This is a genomic window from Thiovibrio sp. Mzg5 (genome assembly GCF_055379285.1).
In genome coordinates this window covers 1,252,877-1,276,865 of the sequence record NZ_AP022872.1, presented here as the reverse complement: position 1 = coordinate 1,276,865, position 23,989 = coordinate 1,252,877, and the positions used below count along the sequence as shown (strand labels likewise).

At 55.3% G+C, this 23,989-nt stretch carries 24 protein-coding genes; all 24 read right to left on the bottom strand.

Going from position 1 to position 23,989, the window contains the following annotated elements; translation table 11 throughout:
• Positions 1–40 precede the first annotated feature (40 nt).
• Complete coding sequence (locus ACZ46D_RS05725; protein WP_464929077.1) at positions 41–391, bottom strand: NINE protein; 351 nt, start codon at positions 389–391, stop codon at positions 41–43.
• Between the two features lie 111 nt (positions 392–502).
• Positions 503–1,009 (bottom strand): DUF2141 domain-containing protein, encoded by a 507-nt coding sequence (locus ACZ46D_RS05720; RefSeq protein WP_464929076.1) that lies wholly within the window; start codon positions 1,007–1,009, stop codon positions 503–505.
• Between the two features lie 68 nt (positions 1,010–1,077).
• Entirely contained in the window at positions 1,078–1,965 is an 888-nt protein-coding gene (locus tag ACZ46D_RS05715; RefSeq protein ID WP_464929075.1) for a hypothetical protein, read from the bottom strand.
• Positions 1,966–2,073: 108 nt separating this feature from the next.
• Positions 2,074–2,403: a hypothetical protein gene (locus tag ACZ46D_RS05710; protein ID WP_464929074.1), complete on the bottom strand. Its 330-nt coding sequence runs from the start codon at positions 2,401–2,403 to the stop codon at positions 2,074–2,076.
• 273 nt (positions 2,404–2,676) lie between these two features.
• The gene (locus ACZ46D_RS05705) at positions 2,677–3,531 is read right to left on the bottom strand and encodes an NAD(P)-dependent oxidoreductase (protein ID WP_464929073.1); all 855 of its coding nucleotides are present in this window, start codon (positions 3,529–3,531) and stop codon (positions 2,677–2,679) included.
• Between the two features lie 227 nt (positions 3,532–3,758).
• The gene (locus ACZ46D_RS05700; protein WP_464929072.1) at positions 3,759–3,953 is read right to left on the bottom strand and encodes a hypothetical protein; all 195 of its coding nucleotides are present in this window, start codon (positions 3,951–3,953) and stop codon (positions 3,759–3,761) included.
• Between the two features lie 13 nt (positions 3,954–3,966).
• The gene (locus tag ACZ46D_RS05695) at positions 3,967–4,308 is read right to left on the bottom strand and encodes a hypothetical protein (RefSeq protein WP_464929071.1); all 342 of its coding nucleotides are present in this window, start codon (positions 4,306–4,308) and stop codon (positions 3,967–3,969) included.
• A gap of 50 nt (positions 4,309–4,358) precedes the next feature.
• Positions 4,359–5,141, bottom strand: coding sequence for a transposase (locus tag ACZ46D_RS05690; RefSeq protein WP_464929257.1), 783 nt, complete (start codon positions 5,139–5,141; stop codon positions 4,359–4,361).
• Positions 5,142–5,351: 210 nt separating this feature from the next.
• A complete protein-coding gene (locus ACZ46D_RS05685) occupies positions 5,352–8,033 on the bottom strand; it encodes a valine--tRNA ligase (RefSeq protein WP_464929070.1) in 2,682 nt (893 codons plus the stop codon).
• 3 nt (positions 8,034–8,036) lie between these two features.
• On the bottom strand, positions 8,037–9,080 hold the full coding sequence (locus ACZ46D_RS05680) for a deoxyguanosinetriphosphate triphosphohydrolase (protein ID WP_464929069.1): 1,044 nt from the start codon (positions 9,078–9,080) through the stop codon (positions 8,037–8,039).
• Positions 9,081–9,084: 4 nt separating this feature from the next.
• A complete protein-coding gene (locus tag ACZ46D_RS05675) occupies positions 9,085–9,882 on the bottom strand; it encodes a carbonic anhydrase (RefSeq protein WP_464929068.1) in 798 nt (265 codons plus the stop codon).
• 164 nt (positions 9,883–10,046) lie between these two features.
• The gene (locus ACZ46D_RS05670; protein WP_464929067.1) at positions 10,047–12,038 is read right to left on the bottom strand and encodes an ABC-F family ATP-binding cassette domain-containing protein; all 1,992 of its coding nucleotides are present in this window, start codon (positions 12,036–12,038) and stop codon (positions 10,047–10,049) included.
• 146 nt (positions 12,039–12,184) lie between these two features.
• Complete coding sequence (locus tag ACZ46D_RS05665) at positions 12,185–13,300, bottom strand: sensor histidine kinase (protein WP_464929066.1); 1,116 nt, start codon at positions 13,298–13,300, stop codon at positions 12,185–12,187.
• The gene (locus tag ACZ46D_RS05660; RefSeq protein WP_464929065.1) at positions 13,297–13,767 is read right to left on the bottom strand and encodes a hypothetical protein; all 471 of its coding nucleotides are present in this window, start codon (positions 13,765–13,767) and stop codon (positions 13,297–13,299) included. Before ACZ46D_RS05660 ends, ACZ46D_RS05665 begins: the two co-directional genes overlap by 4 nt.
• Before the next feature lie 164 nt (positions 13,768–13,931).
• Complete coding sequence (locus ACZ46D_RS05655; RefSeq protein WP_464929064.1) at positions 13,932–14,765, bottom strand: pyruvate, water dikinase regulatory protein; 834 nt, start codon at positions 14,763–14,765, stop codon at positions 13,932–13,934.
• A gap of 45 nt (positions 14,766–14,810) precedes the next feature.
• Positions 14,811–15,770, bottom strand: a complete 960-nt coding sequence (locus tag ACZ46D_RS05650; protein ID WP_464929063.1) for an HD-GYP domain-containing protein — start codon at positions 15,768–15,770, stop codon at positions 14,811–14,813.
• 44 nt (positions 15,771–15,814) lie between these two features.
• The gene (locus tag ACZ46D_RS05645; RefSeq protein ID WP_464929062.1) at positions 15,815–16,816 is read right to left on the bottom strand and encodes an FHA domain-containing protein; all 1,002 of its coding nucleotides are present in this window, start codon (positions 16,814–16,816) and stop codon (positions 15,815–15,817) included.
• 21 nt (positions 16,817–16,837) lie between these two features.
• Complete coding sequence (locus ACZ46D_RS05640; protein WP_464929256.1) at positions 16,838–17,023, bottom strand: SelT/SelW/SelH family protein; 186 nt, start codon at positions 17,021–17,023, stop codon at positions 16,838–16,840.
• 252 nt (positions 17,024–17,275) lie between these two features.
• A complete protein-coding gene (locus ACZ46D_RS05635; RefSeq protein WP_464929061.1) occupies positions 17,276–18,526 on the bottom strand; it encodes a BaiN/RdsA family NAD(P)/FAD-dependent oxidoreductase in 1,251 nt (416 codons plus the stop codon).
• Between the two features lie 7 nt (positions 18,527–18,533).
• Positions 18,534–18,716, bottom strand: coding sequence for a hypothetical protein (locus ACZ46D_RS05630; protein ID WP_464929060.1), 183 nt, complete (start codon positions 18,714–18,716; stop codon positions 18,534–18,536).
• Between the two features lie 43 nt (positions 18,717–18,759).
• Positions 18,760–20,145 carry a sigma-54-dependent transcriptional regulator gene (locus ACZ46D_RS05625; RefSeq protein WP_464929059.1) on the bottom strand — a complete coding sequence of 462 codons (1,386 nt, stop codon included), beginning with the start codon at positions 20,143–20,145 and terminating at the stop codon, positions 18,760–18,762.
• Positions 20,146–20,208: 63 nt separating this feature from the next.
• Positions 20,209–22,500, bottom strand: a complete 2,292-nt coding sequence (locus ACZ46D_RS05620) for a chemotaxis protein CheA (protein ID WP_464929058.1) — start codon at positions 22,498–22,500, stop codon at positions 20,209–20,211.
• 1 nt (position 22,501) lies between these two features.
• Positions 22,502–22,924: a response regulator gene (locus ACZ46D_RS05615; RefSeq protein ID WP_464929057.1), complete on the bottom strand. Its 423-nt coding sequence runs from the start codon at positions 22,922–22,924 to the stop codon at positions 22,502–22,504.
• Between the two features lie 171 nt (positions 22,925–23,095).
• A complete protein-coding gene (locus ACZ46D_RS05610) occupies positions 23,096–23,857 on the bottom strand; it encodes a nucleotidyltransferase family protein (RefSeq protein WP_464929056.1) in 762 nt (253 codons plus the stop codon).
• Positions 23,858–23,989 lie beyond the last annotated feature (132 nt).

The window sequence follows — 23,989 nt, the reverse complement described above, 5'->3', positions numbered from 1 at the left end:
CGCAGCGGTGGTCGGCCTGCCCGCCAACTCGACCGCAATGTTAGGCCGTGCCGTACTTGCGATTGAAATCCTGTTCGCTCATGACCAGTAAAAGAATGCCTTCGATAACTCCAAGGATGGAGGGAATAACGGTCCAGCAGAACAACAAATAGAAGATGCCCCAGCCAATGCGGCCAAGATAGAATTTATGGATGCCGAAACCGCCCAGAAACAAGGCAAAGAGGGCGGCGGCCAATTTGCTTTTGCCATTTGGCGCCACCGCGGCAAAGTTGTTCGGTGGTGCAAACTGCCGCACCCCACACTTGGGACATATTTCCGCCTTTGCTTTGATGATCGCGCCGCACTCGGAGCAGAATTTCTCATCGGCAGCTTTGTGCATGGCTTTAGTCATCTCCTGCTCCCTGGAAAATGGATAACAAGCGGTTAGGAGCAGCAACCCTGAATGGGTGTGCCAGCTCGAAGAAAGGAAAGTGGAAATTTTCAGTATTCAAACAACGAGCACTCAGTAATGCAAGCTGATCGTCATATCCAGGTTTTGTCCGTCGTACTGGAGACAGGAGGCCGAGAACGAAGGCGCGCCGACCAAGGCTGTTGCGTCGTTTGAAAAACCGTAGCCTTCCGTTGGGCTCCCCAGAAGGTTGGTGTCAAGTTTGCCGTTCATATTTTCATCATGGATGACGGCAAGCGCATACGTTCCCGGGGCGATGTCTTCAAAGTCGCAACGCGCCTGCGTATTCCGAACTTTTATTATCATGATATTGGTTGCGGAGTGCAGAAATTCAGTCGGAAAACCAACGGGCGATTCAAAAAGCGCGCACGCCACGGCTCCGGTGCTGTTTCTAATGTTCAGAATCTTTACGTGAATTCCGGGGCATGCTGTTTGGGCATAGGCAATGGCGGGAAGATGCGCAACCATCAGGACTGCACACAAGGCGAGGTAGCGAACTCCCCTGGGGATGGGCCCCTTCACTTTTTTGACTATGGTAGGCTCATGCATGATCTTTTTCACACACCCAATTAATTTCCCGACAAATAATCAGGTGTCCCCGTAATAGTGGATTTTTTTTACTGCTTAACTTAACCATTAACGCAGGCTGGGTTCATGGTTAAGCTGGCAAGCTTCTCTCTTCTAATCTCATTTCCTGAATTATCCCTGTATACCAGCTCGTCCGATTCAAAATCGTATTCCGGAATAGTCGAATCGCGCCATCTCGAAAGAAAAAATTGATAGAGGGGATGGAACATGCTGCCGTGGTTGGAAGAATGTTTAAATATATATTCCGGCATCTCCTGGACGTTCAACCCAGCGTGGTAATACTTCATAAAGACATAATCTCCGAGGACGGTAAGCTTGAACAACGGTGTTTCCTCGTACAGCTTCAATTTTATGTCTTTTTGGAGAATTTTAAGCCCCTTTAAGAAATCGACGCTTTTTGTTATCTGCTCCCGGAAATGTTCAAGCGTGATCTCAGGATCAGGAATGCTCTTGGCCCGGAGACATGCCCCTTCGCCGAAGGGGTTCAGCAGCATGATCTTTGCCCCACGACAATTCTGGATGATATGGTGCAGGTCGCTCTCCGGGTTTACAAAGGTATTGAAACCCGTTGAGCCGATCAGCATCACATCTTTTCCCAGGCCTTGCTGTTCCTTGAATTTTTTGAGCCGTTTTTTCACCCGAAAACTTTTTGGATGCGCCGCAAGAACAAGGCCCATGTCATTGCGCGCCATTTTAGAGAATTTTCTGTTTTTCCAATTACTCACCAAATAGTTGAAAAGCATGATGAGCAGTACCGCCACCGCGATTTCCACGGAGATGAGGAAGGCTTTTTCGCTTTCGATGAGTGTCCAGTAGGTCAGATAATTGTCGGCAATGAGCTTGCCTGTGTATGGCAGCGAGAGAGCAATGGTTGCGCTCAAGACAAGGATGGAAATGTGGTAAATAAGGTTTGTTATACTCTTAAACATATCTACCTTTTGGATCTTGGTTTTTGATCGGTATGGATCAATGGCTGGAGAAAAACAAGGGTGGCGAGGAAGGGGAGCGGTGAGTTGTTCGGGGATGAGCCCCCTTTTTTATGCGAGGTGTGCTTTAGCCGTTTGAATGGCGAGATTTTTATCCTTGGTAAACAATCTCCACTTCATTTCTGTTGAGTGAATACCGGCTTTTTTGTCTTGCCCTCTGCTGTAATACCAGTGGCCAAAGCGCTCGACCGTGGAAAAGGGATGATTCTCCGTGCAGAGAAACCCGCACGGTTTAAACTCTTCGAAAAAAATAGTTTCATCCGGGTCTTCATCGTAAGACTGGTCTTCAGGCAAGGCGATTTGGGAGACATCCACATTCTCCGCTTCCTTTTCATCCAGCCAATCTGAAATTTTCAAATCATTTGGATTTTTGTTTTCCATGGCCTTTGCTCCTTGAGAAAACTAACGGGCTGAGAGGGACGCTGTTGCTTTGCCGACTAACTTACCATGAAACTTGGGTTTCCGGTTATAATTTCACGGATCTTGTCCGAGACAGGCAACGAATCGACCACGTCTCCGGGGTGTTTTTTGGCTGAGGCACTATGCAAAATCATGCATGAGTCAGAGGTGTTGCGATATTGTGATTACTTTTCGCACGCCACACCCAGGAAATCGGGAACCGTCCCCCTTTTTCTATCTTTTGTTGTCCGTTTGTCAGCCTTTCTTGAACAGCTTATAGATGGCGGAAAAATCTTCCTGCTCTATGCCCTCTTCAAAGGTTCTCCCGTATAGCTCTTTTACCACCGCGCCGGTGAAGAGGGATTTTTTTTCTTCATAGGCCAGGTCTTGGAGGCAATGGAGATCCTTGTAGATGAGGGCGCTGGAAAAATGGGTGGAGAAATCTTCTTGGAGCAATTTGTTCTTCTTGGCACTCAGGACAAGGGAGTTGCCGCCACCCACGGAGAGGATATCCAGGATTTCTTCCTTGGCAAGGCCGATGGCCTCTCCCAGCGACAGCGCCTCGGCAATGGTGGCCATGAAGCTTCCCAGGGTCAGGTTGTTGATGAGCTTCATCTTGGTGGCAAGACCCGGTTCTTTGAGGTAGAAAAGATTTTTGCCGATGTTTTCCAGCACCGGTTTGGCCTTTTCATACCCTGCTTCCTTGCCGCTGATCAAAACGGTGAGGGCCCCCTGCGATGCAGGAACAACGCTGCCCAGCACTGGGGCTTCAAGATACACCCCGCCACCTTGTGCGCAAAGCGCATGAAAGAGCGGTACTTCCCTGAAATGGTTGGTGGAGAAATCCACGATGATTTTGCCGGAGATATCGCCGGACAACAGCCCGTCTTCCTGGCTGAGGATGGCATGGACCGCCGTACTGTCAAACATACAGACAAAAATAATCTCTGCTTTGTCTGCTACCTTTCTGGGAGAGGAGACTACTTCGGCCTTCATCCCCTCAGCTTTTGAGGGGGTGCGGTTCCAAACCGTGAGGGTGTGGCCGCAGTCCAAGAGCCGTCCCGCAATGGCTTTGCCAAGGTGTCCAAGTCCGATAAATCCTACATGCATTGTCGTTCCCCCGGAAATTATGTGTGTGGGAATTCGCCCTTCATTCTGCGGCTATCCGAGATAGTCAACCAATCGACAACGTTTGCGTCCCCGATGACAGCTGCCTTCCCATGTTTTTGTCGTAGGTCGGGTAGAGCAAAGCGAAACCCGACAATTTTCAGTCGAGTTGTGGATGATGTTGTCGTTTAAACGTCGGGTTTCGTTCCTCTACCCGACCTACGAAACTATCATTTCTTCAAGTTTTCCCACTTAATGACCTTTTGATGTTCAAATCGATCCTCGCCTAGATACTTATAGGAATCGCCAACCACGAACTCCGAGCCGTCGACGGTGGTGTATTTGGTTTGTGTTGTTTCACCGCCTTTGCAACCAGCGAGTGTGATGAGCGCAATCACTGCGACAATCAGAAATCTCTTTTTCATGTTTTCCCCAATGCTATTTGCCGGTTTTCAGAAGCTGAATGTCCCTCAGGTGTTTGTCCTTTCCACTTTCGCCTGAAAAAACGGCGCGTTCCTTTTGCCGAATCAGCGATGCAACTGATGCAACGCAGACCGGAATATTGAAAAGCTTTGCCTCCACAGCATCTGCCGCAACCTCCGAATAGCTCGGGTCACCTTCCCTCGGAGTGAGAAGTTCAGCGTAGTGAATTTGCTTCAGGGGCACCTGAATGCCGGCCTTTGCGAATGAAGTGCTGCTGTAACCGCGCAGATTGAGTTTGCCTAGTGCGCAGCAAATGCGGTCTGAGTTATCGAGAGTCGGATTGACAAGGAGGTCCATGTCGTCCGCCTGACGATTTGGGCAATGCCAGGCAACGGCCAAGCCTCCAATTATGATGAACTCGGCCGCATTGCTGGTGAGGGTCTTAATCGGGGACAGACCACGTTTTTAATCGATTCTTTTTCTGTGTTCTTTTCGTTATCGGCTGTTTGCTTGCACGGCCTTCCTGCTTTTCCTGGAATTACCCGGCGACCAAGCACTGCGGCTATTTCTTCTGTAAATCTTGGGTTACCAAGGGAAAAATTTCCATTGGTGGCCCGACGAATCTGGTCAACGATACCAGGTTCCATCTCATGACGGAAAAGTTCTCGGTAGGAGGCCTGCCTTTCTTCACCGGTCCGGCCAGAACTCAGATAGACGGGATGGTGGCTCAATAGGGCCGATGTTTCGCCTTGTCCATTGCAACCATAGCTTGACCAGCGATACTCGCCTGGGTGTTCAACGATACCGGCACGGACCGGATTCATTTCTATGTACCGCTGGCATAACAACAGATATTCTTCCTGTTGAGTGATGCATGAGCGAAAACGTCCTTCCCAAAGTGTCCCGCTACGACGATACGTGCGGTTGATGTACTGGACATAACGCTGCCCCAATCGTTTCATGAGCATTCCGGCGCTGTCCGCATCTGCCGGTGTCAAAAGAAGGTGAACATGGTTGGTCATCAACACATAGGCATGTATGGAACAACCTGTATCGCGGCTATACTCCTGCAACCAGTCAAGATAAAACCCGTAATCCTCGTCAGCATAAAAACAAGGCTGCCGATTATTTCCACGTTGGATCAAGTGAAGGGGAACACCTGGTATGATGAGGCGGGGTCGTCTTGGCATGAGCACACTTGTACTCATTTTTCACCTTCTCCGCAACATAAAACGTGGTCTGTCCCCGATTTACCGTCCCCGATTTACCCCTGCAGCGATTTACCCCTGCAGGGAATTCTGGTGACACCTTACTTAATTCGTTCTCATGCCAGACATGTCGACACTCTGACGCCAGGCGAGACTGCGCAGCAGGCGCGCGATCCCCTGACCGCGCTTATCTCAGCGCAACTCCTCCAACCGCTCCATACCGGCCTTGATTTTCTCCAACTTGGCCTGCATCTCCCCGATCTTCTCCCGCTCCTTGGTCTTCACTTCTTCCGGGGCATTGGCCATGAACTTCTCATTGGCCAGTTTTCCCAGGCAGCGGGCCAGCTCACCCTCGGTCTTGTCCTGATCCTTCTTGAGTTTCGCTTGCTCCTTGTCCACATCCACCAATCCGGCCAGGGGCACGAAGATCTCGATGTCGGTATAGAGATAGGAGGCCGCGCCCTTGGGCCGGGTGCCTTCCTTCTGCACGGCCATGGTGGAGGTCCGGGTCAGGGTCTTGAGGGAACCGGCCAGGGAGGTCAAGCCTGCGTGTTTGGTTTCGTCGTGGCAGACGATCAGCACCTCGATCTCGGCTGAAGGATGGATCATGGCCTCGCTGCGGATGTTGCGGATGCCCCCGACAATCCCCATGAACAGCGCGGCCAGTTCGGCAGCTTCGGCATCGTCCCAGGCCGGGTTCGGGGTGGGGAAGGCTTCGACCATGATGCTGGTCCGCTCTCCGGGCAGAACATGCCAGATCTCTTCGGTAACAAACGGGGTGATGGGGTGTAGGAGCTTGAGCGTGTTTTCCAGCACCGCCAGGAGCACCGCCTGGGATTGACCCTTGGCCGTGGCGTTGTCGCCGTAGAGATCGCTCTTGATCCATTCCAGGTACCAGTCGCAGAACTCGTTCCAGACGAACTGGTAGATGGTCGAGGCCGCGTCGTTGAAGCGGTAGTCGTCCAGGGCCTGGCGTACCTCGGTGATCGCCTGGTTGAGCCGGTGGAGAATCCAGCGGTGGGCCAGGGGGAAATCTCTGGGGTCGATATCCTTGCTGATCGCGGGATCGCAGGCATTGATGTGCATGAGGGCGAAGCGGGCCGCGTTCCAGATCTTGTTGATGAAATGGCGGTAGCCCTCGATGCGCTCCTCGGCGAGCTTGATCTCGCGGCCTTGGGCGGCAAAGGCGGTGAGGGTGAAGCGCAGGGCGTCGGTGCCGTACTCGGCCATGACCACCAGGGGGTCGATGACGTTGCCCGTGGATTTGCTCATCTTCTTACCGTGCTTGTCGCGGACCAGGGCGTGGAGATAGACGTCTTTGAAGGGCACCTCGCCCATGATGTGGATGCCCATCATCATCATCCGGGCCACCCAGAAGAAGAGGATGTCGAAGCTGGTGATCAGCACCGAGGTGGGGTAAAAGAATTTCAGCTCCTTGGTCTCGTCGGGCCAGCCCAGGGTGGAGAAGGGCCAGAGGGCCGAGGAGAACCAGGTGTCCAGCACGTCGGTTTCCTGGGTGAGCTTGGCTGAGCCGCATTTTTCGCAAACGGCAGGCGCATGCTCCTCCACCATGAAATGACCGCAATCGTCGCAGGTCCAGGCCGGGATTTGGTGGCCCCACCAGATCTGGCGGGAGATGCACCAGTCGCGGATGTTGTCCATCCAGGCGTAGAAGGTGTTGTACCAGGTCTTGGGGTGGATGGCGGTCCGCCCGTCGCGCACCGCGGCCACGGCTTGCGCGGCCAGCGGTTTTACGGAAACGAACCATTGCAGCGAGGTGGTGGGCTCGACCACGGTTTTGCAGCGGTAGCACTGGCCCACCGCATGGGAGTAGTTCTCGATTTTTTCCAGGAATCCCTGGGCTTCCAGATCGGCGACGATCTGTTTGCGGCAGGCAAAGCGCTCCAGCCCCGCGTAGGGGCCGGCTGCCTCGTTCATGAAGCCGGAGTCGTCCATGACCTTGATCCGCTCCAGGTTGTGGCGTAACCCGATTTCGTAGTCGTTGCGGTCGTGGGACGGGGTGACCTTGAGCGCGCCGGTGCCGAACTCCCGCTCCACGTGGTGGTCGTAGACCACCGGGATGGTGCGGTCGGTGAGGGGCAGCTTGATGCCGATTTCCTTCAAGTGGCTGTAGCGCTCGTCGTCCGGATGCACGGCCACGGCGGTGTCGCCCAGCATGGTCTCGGGCCGGGTGGTGGCGACCACCACATGGCCGGAGCCGTCGGCGTAGGGGTAGCGGATGTGGTAGAGCTTGCCCGCCGTGTCCTCGTGTTCTACCTCGTCGTCGGAGAGCGCGGTTTTGCAACGGGGGCACCAGTTGACGATGTAATCGCCCTTGTAGATCAGCCCTTCTTTGTAAAGGCGGACAAAAACGGTGCGTACCGCCTTGGACAACCCCTCGTCCATGGTGAACCGTTCCCGGTCCCAGTCGCAGGAGCAGCCCAGGTGCTTGAGCTGGTTGATGATGGTGCCGCCTTTTTCCTCGCGCCATTGCCAGACGCGCTCGATAAACTGTTCGCGGCCGAGGTCGTGGCGGCTCTTGCCCTCGGTGGCAAGCTGGCGTTCCACCACGTTCTGGGTGGCGATGCCCGCATGGTCGGTGCCCGGCACCCAGAGGGTGTTGTAGCCGCACATCCGCTTGTAGCGGACCAGGACATCCTGCATGGTGTTGTTCAGGGCATGGCCTACATGGAGCACCCCGGTGACGTTGGGCGGCGGGATGACGATGGAAAAGGAGGGCTTGGACTCGTCCATGGTGGCCTGGAAGTTTTTCTGCTCAAGCCATTTCTGATACCACCTGGCCTCAACCTCTTTGAATTCGTAGCCCTTGGCCAGCTCATGGTCGCCGGTCGCGGCGGAGGGGTTTTCGCTCATCGGTTACATTACACTCCAGGGTTTGGGAAGAAAGATATTGGTATAGAGATCCAGGGCATAGCGGTCGGTCATGCCGGCGATGAAATCGCAGACCATCTGTTCCCGCGGGGTCGCCTCGTCATAATCGATGACCCTTTCCCAGTGGTCGTCCTTGTTGATGAAATACTCGTACAGCTCCCGCAGCACCTTTTTGGCTTTGATGAAGTCGTCGTGCACCCGGTTGGTTTCGTAGACGTTTTCATAGAGAAAGGAGCGCAGTTCGGCAATACCCTCCAGCAGCTGCGGGGTCATGGTCAGGGTTTTTCCGCCGTTTTTCAGGGTCTGGACCACAAGATCGTGGACCATGGTGCCGATCCGTGCGGAATGATTGGAGCCGAACAGCTTCTGGAGATGGCTGGGGATCTGCGATTCGCTGAGAATCCCGGCCCGCACCGCATCGTCCAGATCGTGGTTCACATAGGCGATGATGTCGGCGATGCGCACCACTCGGCCTTCCATGGTGGCAGGCAGCTCGGAGATGTCTTGCGGCAGAATCTCGCGCCTCCCCTTGGAATGTTTGGCAATGCCGTCCAGCACCTCCACGGTGAGGTTAAGTCCCTCGCCTTTTTTTTCCAGGATGTTCACCACCCGCAGGCTCTGTTCGTAATGGCGGAAACCCTGGGGGTACAGCTCGTCCAACACCGCTTCCCCGGCGTGGCCAAAGGGGGTGTGGCCGAGATCATGGCCCAGGGCGATGGCCTCGGTGAGATGGCCGTTGAGGCGCAGGGCCACGGAGATGGTCCGGGCGATCTGGCTGACCTCGAGCACATGGGTGAGCCGGGTCCGGTAATGGTCGCCGGTGGGGGCCAGGAAGACCTGGGTCTTGTGCTTGAGGCGGCGGAATGACTTGCAGTGGATGATCCGATCCCGGTCGCGCTGGTAGGCGCCTCGGATGGGGCATTCTTCCTCCTGCCTGAGTCGGCCTTTGCTCTCCCGGCTTAGGGCGGCATAGGGCGCGAGGCTTGCGGCCTCGCGCTCCTCGATCTGCTTGCGGATGGAATGGTCCATGGCCTTAGAGTGCCGGGGCTAGGCTGCCGACATGGTTGACGATCTCACCCCGGTTCAAGTCTTTCAGCACCGGGTGGAGCATGATCTTGTTGGGGGTGGTCTCGCCGTTGATGTTGGTGATCACCAGTTTGCCGCGGCCCTTGCCGTAGAGATCGTTAAAATCATAGACCGCGCCGACCACGGTCAGTTCCTTGGCCTCCACCTTTTCCTTGTACAGCTCCAGGGCGGCCTTGACCTGGTAATCCACGTTGCGCTCCACGTTTTTGTTCCAGCGGGCGTTTGCGTCGCCGCTGTTGTCGTCCGCGGCGATCACCGGTTTGAGGTTGTCCAGCTCGGCCTTGATGCCCTTGGTCTCGCCGGAGTAATCGCCCATGGCGGCCTTGATCGCGCCGCAGCTGGAGTGGCCCATGATCAGGAGGATCTTGGTGGGCAGATGGCGCACCCCGTAATCAACCGAGCCTTCGGCGTTTTTAACCTGGTTGCCGATGTTGCGGACCACGAAGATGTTGTTGTCCGGGTCCATGCCGAATAACTGGGTGTGTACCCGGGAGTCGGAGCAGGTAACCACGGTGAGGGTCGGGGTTTGGCCGGTCTGGAAGGTGTCGAAGTGGTGGCTGTCGTTGTGGCCGGTGAACTGGTCGTTGCCGCTGACCGCCGCTTTGACCGTGGCCTCCGCGCTCTTAACCGGCACGGTTGGCCCCTCGTGGCCGTGTTCTGCGGCAAAGGCAGCCGGGGCGCAGGCCAGGAGGGCGGCGCAGGCGAGGGTGCAGGCAACTTGGGTAATCGGGTAGATTTTTTTCATTGTGGGCCTCCGGAAGGGTGAAAGGGATAAAAAAGGGGGAATATGTGTATCTATACGTTATTACGTTGGTCTGGCCTGGTGAGGGGCGCGGGAAAACAAGCGTTGAAGATACCGGCAAATGCGACGCCGGTCAAGTGCGATGCGCCTTTTTGCCGCAGGGAAAATTAATCTCCGCACTCTCCGGCGAAGCGGGTCTCGATTTCTTCCATCCCGGCCTGGGCTTGTTCCCAGTCTGCGTAAGTTCTTTTTAGTTTCCGGCCCAGGGAAGTGTATTCGTTGTTGAGCTCGGCAAAGCGGTCCTGATCCTTGTAAAGCTCCGGGTCGGCCATGGCCTGTTCCAGCTGAGTCTTTCTGCCTTCGAGCTGTTCGATCTCCTGCTCGCAGCGGTCGACCATCTTTTTGAGCGGCGCGATTTCGCGGTTTTTTTGCTGGCGCAGGTCCGCCTGAAGCTTGCGGGAGTCCTTGCCCTTTTTTCCCTGCTTTTCAGGGGGCGAGCTACCGGCTTCAATTTTGGGCGTGGGACTCTTTTTTTGCGGGGAGCTGGCCGCGTCGGCATGGGTCTTGTGCAGGTAGTAGTCGATATTGCCGTCAAAGATGGTGCCGTGGCCGCCCTTGATCTCCAGCACCTTGCCGACAAATGAGTTGGCAAAATAGCGGTTGTGGGAAACCACGATGATGGAGCCGTCGTATTGGCGCATCGCCTCCTGGAGCACTTCCTGGGACTGGATGTCCAGATGGTTGGTGGGCTCGTCCAAAATGAGGAGGTTGGCCGGGGTGGCGATCATCTTGGCCAGGGCCACCCGGCTTTTCTCGCCGCCGGAGAGCACCCCCACCTTCTTGTCCACGTCATCGCCGCGAAAGAGGAAGGCGCCCAGCAGGGAACGGGTCTGGGTGACGCTCAGCTCGTTGTTCACATGGCTCAGGGTTTCCAGCACCGTGTAGCGGGAGTCAAGCTCCTGGGCCTGGTGCTGGCCGAAGTAGGAGATGGTCACGTTGTGGCCGAAGCGGATGGCGCCGCTGTCCGGGGTGATGAGGCCGGCCAGGATCTTGACCAGGGTGGATTTGCCCGCGCCGTTGACCCCGAGTACGGCCAGCTTCTCGCCGCGCTGCAGGGTAAAGGAGAGATCGCGGAAAACCGGCTGCCCGCCGAACTGTTTGCTCATCTTCTCGACCTCCAGCACGGTTCTGCCGGAAGCCGGGGAGGGGGGGAAGCGGAAGGCGATGGTGTTTTCCGTCTCGTCCAGCTCGATCATCTCGATCTTGTCCAGCTGCTTGAGGCGGCTCTGCACCTGGGTGGCCTTGGTGGCTTTGGAGCGGAACCGGTCCACGAATTTCATGGTTTGCTCGATCATGGCCTGCTGATTCTCGTAGGCCGCCCGCTTGATGATCATCCGGTTTGCCTTGTCCACCAGGTATTTTGAGTAATTGCCCTTGTAGACCGTGAGATCGCCCAGGGAGATCTCCCAGGTGGTGGTGGTGAGGTTGTCGAGAAAGGAGCGGTCATGGGAGATCATCACCATGGCGCCCCGGTGATTTTGCAGAAACTCTTCCAGCCAGGTCAGCGACTCGATGTCCAGATGGTTGGTGGGTTCGTCTAGCAGCAGCAGATCCGGTTTGGCAAGGAGAATCTTGGCCAGCATCAACCGCATGAGCCAGCCGCCGGAAAATGAAATGCTGTCCTTGCTAAAATCGCTTTGGGAAAAACCAAGGCCCAGAAGAATCCTTTCAATCTGGGACTCCATGGTAAAGATGTCGGATTGGTCCAGCCGGTGCTGCAAATCCCCCTGGCGGTGGAGCAGATCACCGAAGCCGGGGTCTTCCGGCGGTACCGTGCCAAGGGCCTGGTTAACCTGATCCAGCTCTTCTTGCAGGGCCAGGGCCTCGGCAAAAGCGGTTTTCGCCTCATCAAACAGGGTGCGGCCCGGGGCAAAGGAGGCGATTTCCTGGGGCAGGTAGCCGATGCTGATGTTTTTGGACCGGGTCAGGACACCGTCATCCACATGCTTGACCCCCGCCATGATCTTGAGCAGGGTGGATTTGCCCGCGCCGTTAACGCCGACCAGGCCGATTTTTTCGCCGGGATGGACGCGGACCGAGACGTTCTTGAACAGGTGTTTGGAGCTGAACTGGATGGAAAGCTGATTGATGGCAAGCATGGGTGTGCATTATCCGCTGAGATTGTCTGTTGAGGAAAAGAACAATCGCACACCATAGCACATTGTGTTGGGTATTTCTAATAGATGTTGAAAAAAGCCATCCGCGGTTTTTTTTGGCGCTGGAATTGCACAGAGGAAAAGAATCCTCAGATGGCGTAGTTGCCACCGGCAACACCGGTGAGTTCGCCAAGGTGGGTCGGCAGGATGATGAGCACGGTGGTGCCTTTGCCCTGCTCGCTGGTGATGGTGACAGTGCCCATGTGCTCGTTGATGATCTGTTTGACATAGGGCAACCCCAGGCCGGTGCTCAGCCGGTTGATATGCAGATAGGGATCGAAGATAACCTCGAGCATTTCCTTGGAGATTCCAGGCCCATCATCGGTAATTTTTACCTGGCAGCCGGCCGAAGTCATTTCCGTGGCGATGATGATCTGGTTATTCTTGCCGCAGGCATTCACCGCGTTCCGGAGCATGTGGGCAAGGGCGATCTTGATGAGCGAGCTGTTGCCATGGAAAAAAAGCGGGGTCTGGCTGAGGGTGGGTATGAGGCTGACCTTTTTGAGGCGGGCCTCTTCCTTCACTGATTCCACCGCCTCCGCGACAATGGGATTGAGATTCAGCGGCGCGAAGATTTTTTTTGCTTCCGGTCGGACCGATTCGAATTTGCTTACCAGATTTTCAAGCCTGCGGGCCTGGTCAAGAATATGGACCAGTTTTAACCTCCCCTCTTCTTCTGCCGGATAGGCGTTGAGGAGTCGGCGAACCATGCCGCCGATGATGGTGACCGGGTTGCGTACTTCATGGGCGATGCGCAGGGCCATGGCCGCCCTGGTCCGTTCTGCGATGACCGCCTCGATGTCCTTGTTTAGGCGGAAGAGATCCTGGCTGTTTTTTTCGATCTTTTCGCGGTCCCGCACCATCCGTTCCATGATGGTTTCGATCCGGTTGAAAAAAAGAGTCACCGAGGCAATGACAATAAAGGCCATGCTGTTGATTGACCCGCTGAACGGGGCCAATAACAACCAGATGTCTTCCCTGCCGTAAAAAGCGAGGAGGTGTTTGAGGATGTGTCCGCTGGAGCGCGACAGGGCAAGGGCAAAGATCGCCCCGCAGAACCAGAGGAGAAAGATGGCCAGGGGGCTTTCCCGGTCGGCGCGGGCCAGGGCATAAGCATGGTTGAGGCATAGCCCTGAAAGAATGATGAGGGCTATGGCTCCGCCGAAGTCGAGGAGCCAGACCGGGAGCATGGAGATAGTGATCATGGGCGGTCCTGCCCAGGGGAAGATGGCGTTGCTTGTTTCTCCCGGAGCAACTTAAGGCCCCGATAAAAAAGAAACATGGCCGGCACGGCGAGGAGATGATCCAGCTTCAGGACATAGTACAGTCCCTCTTGCCAGCCGGTGAGGCGGAGCAGGGGGATGTCTGCTCCGGGTGGCAGGAACAGGGCGTCTTCGCTGATGTCCAGGTCTAGGAAATGTCCCACCATGGTGGTGGCGCTCCAGAGCATGAGGAGCCAGGTTCCGGCAATGATGTGTTGCCAGCCCTTGAGGGAAGCGAGCCGGGTCTGGCGGGCTTTCACGGCAAAAAAGAAAAGGGAGACAATCAGGAAAAAGTGGGCGAGTTGATGGATGTACAACCCGGAATAGGCATGGGGCTGAAAGGCCATGGCGTTATCCGGCAGGAGAGCGCCCAACAGCAGCAGAAATACGGTGAAAAAAAATGGCGCCAAGAAAAAAACCTCGGATGGTTGCTGGGATAGGGAGCCATTGGGGCCGCAACATTGAACAGCCCTATTGTTGAGTGCACCATACCATGATGCCTGGTCGGGCGGCATATGAAAAAAACGGCTCATAGGAAAAAATGCCCAAGGGCAGGGCTGCCGCTGAAAAAATATCAGGAGCGTTCGTTCAACGAGGCCGGTTTTCTTGAAAGGCCCAACTCCTGGGAAACCTGGGTGGCAACCTCCTCTATGGATTTTCCCGCCGTGGAAACAATGGGAATCTGGTGGTTGTGAAAAATGGTTTCGGCGGTCTGAATCTCTTCGCTACAGGTGGAGCGTTTGGCATAGTTGCTGTCCGCGTAGCGTTTTTCCCGGACATTGTGGAGCACTTCAGGGGTGGTGGTCAGGCCGATGGCTCGTTTTCTGTTTCTGATTATTTCCTCCGGCAGGGTGTATTCCCGGAGATATTCGGCGGTGAGAGGGAAGTTTGCCGATTTTAACCCCATCTGCGTTGCCAGGTACACGCTGACCGGGGTCTTGCCGGAGCGGGAAACCCCCAGCAGAATGACCTCGGCCTCGTCCAGCTCATGCATGTTGACCCCGTCATCATGTTCCAGGCAGTAGTGAATGGCCTCGACCCGCTTGGCCATGGTCAGGTTGTCGATATGCCGGGAAAAACCGGGAACGCCCAAGGCTTTTGCTTCCAGGCAGCCTTCCAGTCGGGTCATGAAAAATTCAAAGGCATCAAAAAGCTCGACCTCGGGAGAATCGAAAACAGCGCGGATCTCTGTGGTCATGATGGTGCTGAAAATCAGCGGCCGACGGCCGGCGGATTTTTTCAGGATATAGTCCAGAATCTTTTTCGCTTCTTCCTTGTTGAGGACAAAGGGGAATTTTTCTTCATGAAAATTGATTTCGGGAAACTGGCAGATCAGGGCCTGGCCCAGGTTTGTCGCGAGTATTCCGGTGCTGTCCGAGATATAATAGACGTCTTTCGATGACCACATGTTGCGTTGCTCCTTGGTACCTGGGGGAGAAGGGAAGCGGCTGTCTCAGGCCGATCTTCCTCCCAAAAATAGGATGAAATCCTCAAACCTTTTTTGCTCGAAGTGGCCGACCATCTCTTCCTTCATCAGGGTCAGGGCACTGAGAGGGCGTCGTGCCCCGCCGTATGGGCGATGGGTGGTCAGGGCATCGTACACGTCCGCGATCGTGGCGATTTTGGCGTTGTCGGAAATTTGGTCCCCTTTGAGCCCGTGGGGGTAGCCTTGGCCGTTGATTTTCTCGTGGTGGTGGATGATCACATCCAGGGTGATTTCGGAGGCGTGTTTGTCCATGAGCCAGTGTCCCTGGCCGGGATGTTTTTTGATGATTTCGAATTCCTCGAAGTCGAGTTTCCCCGGTTTGTTGAGAATGCTGTCCACGATCTGGCTTTTTCCCACATCGTGCAGGATGCACCCCAGAGCAAAATCGTGGAGGTCCGGGGCATCATTTTTGCGGATCATCAGCCAAAGGCCAATGCCGAAAACCGCAACATTCACGCAGTGGGAAAAGGTGTAGTAGTCGTGGGAGCCCAGGCGAAGCAAGTGGCGGATGGATTGGGTGTCCGCCAGGGTAAGCTCGATGAGCTTGCTGGTGACGTCCTTGGCGCGGGAGATGTTTTTGCCGCTCCGGGGGTCATCAAACACGTCCCGGATGATGTTTTTGGCGCAGGCGTGCACAACCGATGATTTTTGTTCAAGGGGAATGGCGGTATTTCTGATGATGGAATCCAGGGAGTCTTCCAGGAAATTTTCAAATTTTTTACTGGAGTCCTGGGTGATGAAGAGCGGTCCGTGGCTTTTTCTGGTGAGTGTCTCCTTGATGTCGGCGATATTGGTATTGGCCGCGATCAGCAGGATCGGTTTGTTGCTGTTGGGGGGCTTAGTGTAGATATTGAAATTGATTATCCGGTCTTCAGCAAGAAGATAGTCGGTGACTATCCGGATAAATTTCCTGGATTCGGGGATCATGTTTTTTTTAGATTCTCCAGAATTTTATGGCGGCGCGGCGTTGCTTACAAGGCGCCGGACAGTCCGGCATTTTTCCCGAGATAGGTGGAAAGCTGGGAGAAACTGCAGCCATAGGCCTCAACCGCCTCCTGTTTTCCCTTCACCCGGAACGAGTATTTTTTGAAAAAAGTTTCGGGCTCAAAGAGGTGTACGGCGGCGTCGCAGCCCATCACCAGATCAAGATCATCCTGGCGGCTGGTCATGTTTTCCAGACGAAACGCCACGTTGACCACGTCCCCGACCACGGTATAGTTGTTCTGTCCGTCCTGGGTAAGGTTTCCCAGCATGGCTTCGCCGGTGTTGAGGGCAGCCCCGATCTGCAAAATCCAGGGAAGGTCCGGGACCTTCTTGCTGAGATCGCTGGTGAAGGCATTGATGGCAATGGCGGTTTTTAGCGCTTGGTGGATGTTGTCCTGAAGATTTGGCCCTGCCCACAGAGCCATGACCGCGTCACCGATGAATTTATCGACAATCCCGTTATGTTTGTGCACCAGCTTGCTTACTCCCCCGGTCCAGTGCTGGAGGAGCTGGGAAACCCACTGGTCCCCCATGGTTTCGGACAGTTTGGTAAAGTCGTGGATATCGCAGATCAGGATGGTGATGATCTGTTTCTGGACAAAGGCCACGGTCATTTCATCGAGGTCCGGCCCGGTTGCTGCCGCCGGTCTGGTTGGGGTCGTATCCTGATGGAACAGGAGACGGGTGCTGCCGATGCCGATGCAGTCCCCGTTTTGTAGGGTGATGGGCGTATGGATTTTTCGGCCATTGAGAAAGGTGCCGTTGGAGCTTCCCAGGTCAAGGAGATTGAAGCGGCCATTCTCTTCCCTCTGGATCATGGCGTGCTTCCGCGATACCCAGGAGTAGGGCAGCATGATATCGGTGTTGGCCACCCGGCCCAGGGTATAGGTGGTGTTATCGGTGAGCAGCCAGCGGTGGCCGCTCCCTTCCTGGGTATCAAGTGCATCCAGGAGGGTAAGGGTAGCTGGCGTTTTCGGTGGCACGGTCATGGTTGTCAGAAGGGTTTCCTGTTAGCCCTGGCTCTGGATGAGGCTGATGATTTCCTCGGGCTCGGCGAAACGGCCGGCAGTCTGTTTTGAAAAGATCAGGCGGTCGTCGGCCACGATCTCATAGATGCCGCCTGAGCCGGGAATAAGCTCAACCTCGGCGGCAAATTGTTTTTTTAATTCAGCTTCCAGCCTGGAAGCTCGTGGCAGATAATTTCATTGTGAGCAGTAGGTGATGGTGATTTTCATGGCGAATTTCCGTGTGAAAAAGATTGTTTAATGGCCGGCAGAATATGCGCACCCCGGTGTTTCCTTATACCACAACGGCAGCTGATTATAACAGGATGGATTGTCCGATAAATTCATTGTGATTGCAAGCGGAGAAATAATCCGACAGGGGTCTTTTTTAGAGAACCAGGGGGAGAAAGCCACCGGCGACAAAAGCCGGGCAGGTTAGTTGTTCTAGAGGGGACAACCCGACGGTTGTGGGCAGGGTGTGTGGTCCAGCCATTTCAGGAGGCCTTGCGCGGCACGGTAGCCGGTGCTGAAGGCGCCCTGCAGCAGGTAGCCTCCGGTTGGCGCTTCCCAGTCCAGCATTTCTCCGGCCACGAATACCCCCGGCAGTTTACGGAGCATGAGGTCCTCGTTCACCTCCGGAAAGGGAACGCCCCCGGCGGAGGAAATTGCCTCGGCAAGAGGCCTGGTGTTGCGGATGGGTACGGGAAGATTCTTGATCTGTTCGGCAAGGGCCGCCGGGTTGCTCAGCTCTTCCGGAGAGCAAATTTCGCGGAGCAGCGAATAGGCAGGGCCGGTGAGGTGGATGGTCTTGCGCAGGAAATTGGCGAGACTTTCCTTGCCGCGTGGCTGCGCAAGCTTTTCTCGAATCCGTTCCAGCGGGAGATCGCGCTTGAGATCGAGAAAAAGTGGGATAGGGCTGCCTTTTTCCAGCAGGTCGCGGATCATACCGCTCACGGCATAGACCGGTCCTCCTCCCAGGCCATGGGCAGTCACCATTACATCGCCGGTGGCCTGCTGATCGCCGCAGCGGAGGAGGATATTCTTGAGGGGTTTGCCGCTGAAGCGGGTACGGAAATGCTCGGACCACGCCACTTCAACCCCGCAATTTGCCGGGCGGAATGGCTCGAGGTGGACACCTCGAGCGGCGATTGGCGTGGTCCAGCTTCCATCGGAGCCGGTTTGGGGCCAGCTGGCCCCGCCCAGGGCAAGGAGTAAGGCTTTGGCCGGGAATTCGAGGAGTTCGCCGGCCTCGGTAAGAAAGAGCGGGGCGCCCGTTTGGGAAAACCCCTGCCAGCGGTGGCGGTAGTGGAAGACAACCCCGCGTCTGCCCAGGGCCTCAACCCAGATCTTCAGAATATCGTGGGCAGTGGCATCCTTGGGGAAAACCCGGCCGCTGGTGCCGACAAAGGTTTCCACCCCGAGTCCGCGCAACCAAGCGCGCAGGTCGTCCGGCGAAAAACCGGCCAGGAATTTCCTGAAGATTTCGGCGTTGTCCCCATAGCGGGCGGCAAAAGATTCGGCTTGTTCCGAATGGGTGAGATTCAGCCCGCCGCGACCGGCAACCAAGAATTTGCAGCCGGCCGAACCCTTGGTGTCGAACATCTCCACCGGCAGGCCTGCATCGCTTAAGATGGTGGCGGCCATGAGTCCGGCCGGGCCACAACCGACAACCGCCACCCTGGTTTCGTCTTTCATGGGCTGGTTATTTTTTGTCTGTCTTGCCGGGGGATTTTTTTTGTTCCAGTTCCTTGATTCGGTCAATGAGGGCTTCGCTCAAGGCCACCCTCCCTTCAAGCACGCACCCCGGTCGGCCGGGAATACAGTCTTGCTTGAGCATCAGGCACTTATCGTCATTGTAGTCGTAGTTTTTGCAGGAAAAGCTCATCGTCGGGGAACCTGAGGTGGTTTGCGGCGCAATCGGGAGGATTTTAGCGTTTAAGGATACCGTGTTTCTTCATCTTGTACTGGAGCAGGCTCTTGGTGATCCCCAAAGCGTCCGCCGCTTTGGTCTGGACATAGTTTGCCTTCTTGAGGGCGGAAGAAACCATTTTCTTTTCAATGCCGTCAAGCACATCGGGCAGGGGGGTATTAGCCGGGATCGCCTGCTCCAGGTCGAAGCCATTCAGCCACTGCAGGGGTTCCTTGCCGGTCATGGTTTCGGGCTGGACATCTTCCGGGCGGATCAGGTTTCTGCTGCAGAGAATGGCCGCCCGTTCGATGGTGTTTTCCAGCTCCCGGATGTTGCCTTCCCAGGGCAGAGTCGTGAGAAAACGCACGGTTTCCGTGGCAATCTCCAGTTTGGGCTTGTTCAACTGCCCGGCGTATTTGCTGACGAAATGGGCGACCAGCATGGGGATGTCATCGGTGCGCTCCCGCAGGGGGGGGAGATGGATGTGGAGCACGTTGAGCCGGTAATAGAGATCTTCCCGGAAATGATTTTTGTCCACCTCATCCTTGAGATCCCGGTTGGTTGCGGCGATGATGCGGACATCAACCCGCAGGGTCTGACTGCCGCCGACCCGCTCAAAGTTCCGTTCCTGGAGAACGCGCAGCAGTTTGGCCTGGAGCGGCATGGGCATTTCGCCGACCTCGTCGAGGAAAAGGCTGCCGGTGTCGGCCAGTTCGAACCTTCCCTTGCGCAGGGCGATGGCCCCGGTGAAGGCCCCTTTTTCATGGCCAAAGAGTTCGCTTTCCAGGAGATTTTCCGGCAACCCCGCGCAGTTGAGGGAAATGAACGGCGCTTTTTCCCGTGGGCTGTGGCAATGGATGGCCCTGGCCACCAGTTCCTTGCCGGTGCCGGATTCGCCGGTGATCAGGACCGAGGTTGAGGTCGGGGCCACCTTTTCGATGAGGTTGAAGATGGCCTGCATCTTCTGGTTTTTGCCGACCATGTTGGCAAAGGAGGTGCGGGAACGCATTTCCTCCCGAAGCCGCATGTTCTCCCGGAGTACGGCGTAGTGCTCCAGGGCCTTGGTGGTGTTCAGCACCAGTTCATCGTTGTTAAAGGGTTTGGTGAGATAGTTGAAGGCCCCGGCTTTCATGGCAGCCACGGCCATTTCCACCTCGCCGAAGGCGGTGACCATGATCACGGGTAGATCCGGGTTGAGGGTTTTTGCCGCTTTGAGCAATCCCAGGCCATCAAGCCCGGGCATGCGCATATCGGTGATGATCAGGTCGATGTCGGTCTCGCCCAGGATTTTGAGGGCCTCTTCCCCGTTTCCGGCGGTAAAGATCCCGAGACCTTCTTCGCGGAGCAGTTCGGAGAGGACTATAAGATAGTTTGGCTCATCGTCAACAATCAGTACGGTGTTCATATGCAGGTAGCCTTGCAGCAGTGGAATTTCAGGGGAGACGTCCTGGGGGTGAAAACATGCCTGCTATGCGGCATGCTCGGCAATTTCCTTGATATCGGCAATGAGGATAATATCGTCGTTGCCCATGATGGTGTATCCGTAGATCCCATTGACTTTTTGAAGTTTTTTGTACCCGTCGCCAAATTCCTTGGCCACGATCTTTTGGTGGGACAGGATGCGGTCAACCAGCAGGCCGACCCCATGGAGTTTGCAGACCACAACAATTTTACTGCGCAGGTCAGCCAGGGTCGTGGAGGCTTTCGGGTAAAAGAAGGTGTTGAGCTCCACAAGCCGCAGAATTGCGCCATCATATGCGATGCAGTGGTTTTCCGCAAGAAGCGGGATGATGTTTTCGGTTTCGATGACCGTGGTGACCTCATCGGAGGGGATGGCATAGGTCTCTTCGCCGGATTGCGCGAGCATGGCCTCTTTGGTGACCAGCGTTTTGGTGAGCGGTACGGTAAGGGAAACCGTGGTGCCTTTGCCCACGATGGAATCAAGCTGGATGGAGCCGTTGCATTCCTTGAGGCCGGACATGACCACGTCCATGCCCACCCCGCGGCCGGAGACCTCGCTGACCTTCTCGGCGGAACTGAATCCCGGCTTGAAAACGAGGTTGATCAGCTCCCGATCACTCAAGCGCTCCAGCTCTTCAGCGGCCATGAACCCCTTGTTCAGGGCGACTTCCTTCATTTTTCGCGGATCGATGCCCATGCCGTCGTCTTCAATGATAATGTAGACATTGTTTTCATCGGCCCGCGCCTGCAAGGTAAGGCTGCCCTGTTCCGGTTTGCCCGCTTTTTTTCTTTCTTCCGGCCCCTGGAGCCCGTGGTCCAGGGAGTTGCGTAGGATGTGGACCAGTGGGTTTTCGATCTTCTCCAGCAGGTCTTTATCGATAACGGTCTCCTCACCGGTGATGGTGAAGTGGACCTCCTTGGAGAGCGAGGCGGACAGCTGGCGGACCACCTTGGGGAAGCGCTGGAACAGCGATTTGACCGGCACCCTGCGGATGCTCATGATGTTGGCGTGCAGTTTTTCGAGCTGTTCGTCAAGGGCATGGATGATGCCGTCGAATCTGGCCACGAGTCCGAACTCCGCCTGCTTTGTTTCCAGCTGTTTTTTGAGGAAATTGAGGGAATCGAGGCTGATGTACAGCCCGCCCACGGAGTTGGCGAAGTTGTCGAGCAGCGCCTGATCAATGCGGATGGTTTTTGTTTGCTCGGAGGTTTTTGTTTCCTTGATGTGGGCATCCAAGGTCCGTTTGTCTTGGATTGCCAGCGCTTTTTTCAGGTCGCCTTCCTGGATAACCCCCTGCTCGATGAGCAGCTCTCCGATCTTTTTTTGCTGGCCCAGGGCTGCGGAGATCTGTGCTTCGCTGACAAGCTGCTGCTCCACCAGAATCTCTCCCAGGCGGGCGCTGCCGCCCTTTGCCCGGGCCTCAAAACAGCCGATCACCGAGTTGAGCAGGTTGCGACAGAGGGTGTTGTATTCATCGCTGGCCACCATCAGAGCGTCATCCAGGAAGTTCCGCATGGCCACAAGCTCGCCAAGCTCTCCAGTAATGGCAGGGTTGCCTTGCAGGGCTTCGCTCACTTGGGCAAGGGCCTGGGCAAAGGTGAGCAGGAGGTCTTTGTCCGCAGCCTTTTTGGTTTCAAGAAGTTGGAGAATCAGGCCGAACTGGGCCAGCTGGCTGCTGAAATCCTTGTCGCCCAGAAAGTATTGGTTGTCTGGGGAAAAGGCGCTGCTCGGCCCTTTTTGTTTCTTTGCCGCGATAATTGACTGGAGGTCGATGTTAGCTTTTTCAATTTGATCCAGCAACCCAGGGATCAGGGGGTGGGTGTGGATATTCTGGCCAAGATCGAGGAATTCATGGAGGAGATTTTCCAGGGTGATGACACTCTGGATGGAGCCGGTTGCGGCAATGGGTTGGATTGCCTCCACCTGGGTGAGGAAGCTTTTTTCTTCCGGCAGGAAGGCTACTTCGGTAGGGTTTTTCTGGGCTCGGTCGAGCATGGCTTGCAGGTATTCGATCCCTTTGAGCAGGATGTCGATGATCTTTTTGTTGATCAGGACTTCGCCTTTGCGGCAGGCATCAAGGAGATTTTCGAGGCGGTGGGAGAACTTGTTGATGTTGGTGAGGCCAAAGAAACCGGAGTTGCCCTTGAGGCTGTGTACCGGGCGGAAGATCCTGTTGATGATCTCGGCGTTGCCAGGGTCCTCTTCCAGGGCGATGAAGTCCGCCTCGATTCCCTGGAGTGAATCGTTGGATTCATCGATAAAGCCTTGGAGTGCGTCAAGATCAACGTCGTACTGCATGTCAGTTTCCTTTTTCGCTGGCCAGCACTTTGAGAATCTCGTTGATGCGGTTCAGTTTCCTGGCCGCTGCATCCACGGCGTCAATGAGGTCCTGCATGTCCTTGAACGGTTTGAAAAAGATGTCGTTTGCCCCATAGCGAAAGGCGTTGAGGGTATTGTTGATCGTGATGTAGCCGGTAATCATGATTACCTGGATGGTGCCGTTGTAGTTCTTGATCTTGCGCAACAGGGAAAGGCCGTCCAACTCGGGCATCATGATGTCGCTGATCACGATGTCGAAATGTTCGTCCTCGATCATCTCGTAGGATTTGACGGGATCGTTGCAGGTCGTGACTTCGTAAGGGGTTTCGGCAAAGGCTCTGGCAAGAGCCTTCAGGACGCTGGTTGAGTCATCGACAATGAGGACTTTGTATTTTCTGGCCATGTGGCGCGTGTCCTTGCGGAAAATATTTCTGAAAAGATAACCGTTTGTCGGGAAAAATGGGCAAACGCTATGGATATCATAGGGGTATTTGGGAGAATGGATCAAGGGAAAAAAGAGGCCCCGGCGGGAGGGATGAGGCGGCAGGGAAAGCTTTTTGCAATGGCGGGGACGCTACCAGATAATATCTTCCCAGTGCTGTTGGGCTGCTGACTTTTTTGCCTGCTCAGCGATGGTTTTCTTTTCCTCTGCCGTTAAATCGTTGGACAGCACATTGTCAGGGTTGGCCGGGTCAACAATGCATGTTGTCTCCAGCGCTTCTCCTATCGAATCCAAGACATGCAGAAGGTTAAGGGCGAGAGAATCCGTGTCTCTTCCGGTCAGGGCGTTTATCACGAAGAGTTCAAGATACAAGGAGGGCCAGTCAAGTTGGTGGATGTGCCGCCATATTTTGATCGCCTGGATTTCCCCAAGGCGCTGTGATTTGACGACGGTCTCCACGTGGAGGTTCACGTTGGTTTGCCGCAGGGAATCGGACTTGAGCCAGTACAGGTCATGATAACTCTCATAGCCTGCTTGCGTCCGGCCGGGAATCAAGTCGAGATTCAGGCCGTTTATGGAAATACCGATGGAAACATTCTGACGGCGGGGATTCCAGCCATGCAATGCGGCCAGGGTAAACAGCTCGTCATAGATTTTTTTCAAGGTTCCCGGCATCTCGGGTTTTAAAGAGATAAAAAGATCCACCTCGGTTACGCCATGGACGGCTGTCTGCTTTGCGTAGGAGCCGGAATACGACAGGGATGCCAGCCACTCTCCCGCCCAGCGTTGTATCTTGGGGGCAATGCGTCTCGCTGCTTGTTCTGCCGCAGATTCAGGCCCGTGAGGAACTTCATATTTTTTGAGGATGGAGAGGCCATATTCGTCGCCTGTCATGCAATTACCCGTTTTTGCCTGTTAGCGGTTCCTAAGGTGTAATAAGCGAAAAACCTTCTGTTTCGAGCCAATGTTCCCCTTGGTCCATACCTGCGGGAACTTATTTGTAGTACTGTCGGCTGGGCAGGAAGT

Excerpts from the sequence above, each read along its gene's own strand:
- ACZ46D_RS05650 (WP_464929063.1), bottom strand. The coding sequence starts at position 15,770 with ATGATCCCCGAATCCAGGAAATTTATCCGGATAGTCACCGACTATCTT.
- ACZ46D_RS05635 (WP_464929061.1), bottom strand. The coding sequence starts at position 18,526 with ATGAAAGACGAAACCAGGGTGGCGGTTGTCGGTTGTGGCCCGGCCGGA.
- ACZ46D_RS05615 (WP_464929057.1), bottom strand. The coding sequence starts at position 22,924 with ATGGCCAGAAAATACAAAGTCCTCATTGTCGATGACTCAACCAGCGTC.
- ACZ46D_RS05620 (WP_464929058.1), bottom strand. The coding sequence starts at position 22,500 with ATGCAGTACGACGTTGATCTTGACGCACTCCAAGGCTTTATCGATGAA.
- ACZ46D_RS05625 (WP_464929059.1), bottom strand. The coding sequence starts at position 20,145 with ATGAACACCGTACTGATTGTTGACGATGAGCCAAACTATCTTATAGTC.
- ACZ46D_RS05695 (WP_464929071.1), bottom strand. The coding sequence starts at position 4,308 with ATGGACCTCCTTGTCAATCCGACTCTCGATAACTCAGACCGCATTTGC.
- ACZ46D_RS05665 (WP_464929066.1), bottom strand. The coding sequence starts at position 13,300 with ATGATCACTATCTCCATGCTCCCGGTCTGGCTCCTCGACTTCGGCGGA.
- ACZ46D_RS05705 (WP_464929073.1), bottom strand. The coding sequence starts at position 3,531 with ATGCATGTAGGATTTATCGGACTTGGACACCTTGGCAAAGCCATTGCG.
- ACZ46D_RS05670 (WP_464929067.1), bottom strand. The coding sequence starts at position 12,038 with ATGCTTGCCATCAATCAGCTTTCCATCCAGTTCAGCTCCAAACACCTG.
- ACZ46D_RS05685 (WP_464929070.1), bottom strand. The coding sequence starts at position 8,033 with ATGAGCGAAAACCCCTCCGCCGCGACCGGCGACCATGAGCTGGCCAAG.
- ACZ46D_RS05630 (WP_464929060.1), bottom strand. The coding sequence starts at position 18,716 with ATGAGCTTTTCCTGCAAAAACTACGACTACAATGACGATAAGTGCCTG.
- ACZ46D_RS05700 (WP_464929072.1), bottom strand. The coding sequence starts at position 3,953 with ATGAAAAAGAGATTTCTGATTGTCGCAGTGATTGCGCTCATCACACTC.
- ACZ46D_RS05675 (WP_464929068.1), bottom strand. The coding sequence starts at position 9,882 with ATGAAAAAAATCTACCCGATTACCCAAGTTGCCTGCACCCTCGCCTGC.
- ACZ46D_RS05610 (WP_464929056.1), bottom strand. The coding sequence starts at position 23,857 with ATGACAGGCGACGAATATGGCCTCTCCATCCTCAAAAAATATGAAGTT.
- ACZ46D_RS05645 (WP_464929062.1), bottom strand. The coding sequence starts at position 16,816 with ATGACCGTGCCACCGAAAACGCCAGCTACCCTTACCCTCCTGGATGCA.
- ACZ46D_RS05725 (WP_464929077.1), bottom strand. The coding sequence starts at position 391 with ATGACTAAAGCCATGCACAAAGCTGCCGATGAGAAATTCTGCTCCGAG.
- ACZ46D_RS05710 (WP_464929074.1), bottom strand. The coding sequence starts at position 2,403 with ATGGAAAACAAAAATCCAAATGATTTGAAAATTTCAGATTGGCTGGAT.
- ACZ46D_RS05655 (WP_464929064.1), bottom strand. The coding sequence starts at position 14,765 with ATGTGGTCATCGAAAGACGTCTATTATATCTCGGACAGCACCGGAATA.
- ACZ46D_RS05690 (WP_464929257.1), bottom strand. The coding sequence starts at position 5,141 with ATGCCAAGACGACCCCGCCTCATCATACCAGGTGTTCCCCTTCACTTG.
- ACZ46D_RS05715 (WP_464929075.1), bottom strand. The coding sequence starts at position 1,965 with ATGTTTAAGAGTATAACAAACCTTATTTACCACATTTCCATCCTTGTC.
- ACZ46D_RS05680 (WP_464929069.1), bottom strand. The coding sequence starts at position 9,080 with ATGGACCATTCCATCCGCAAGCAGATCGAGGAGCGCGAGGCCGCAAGC.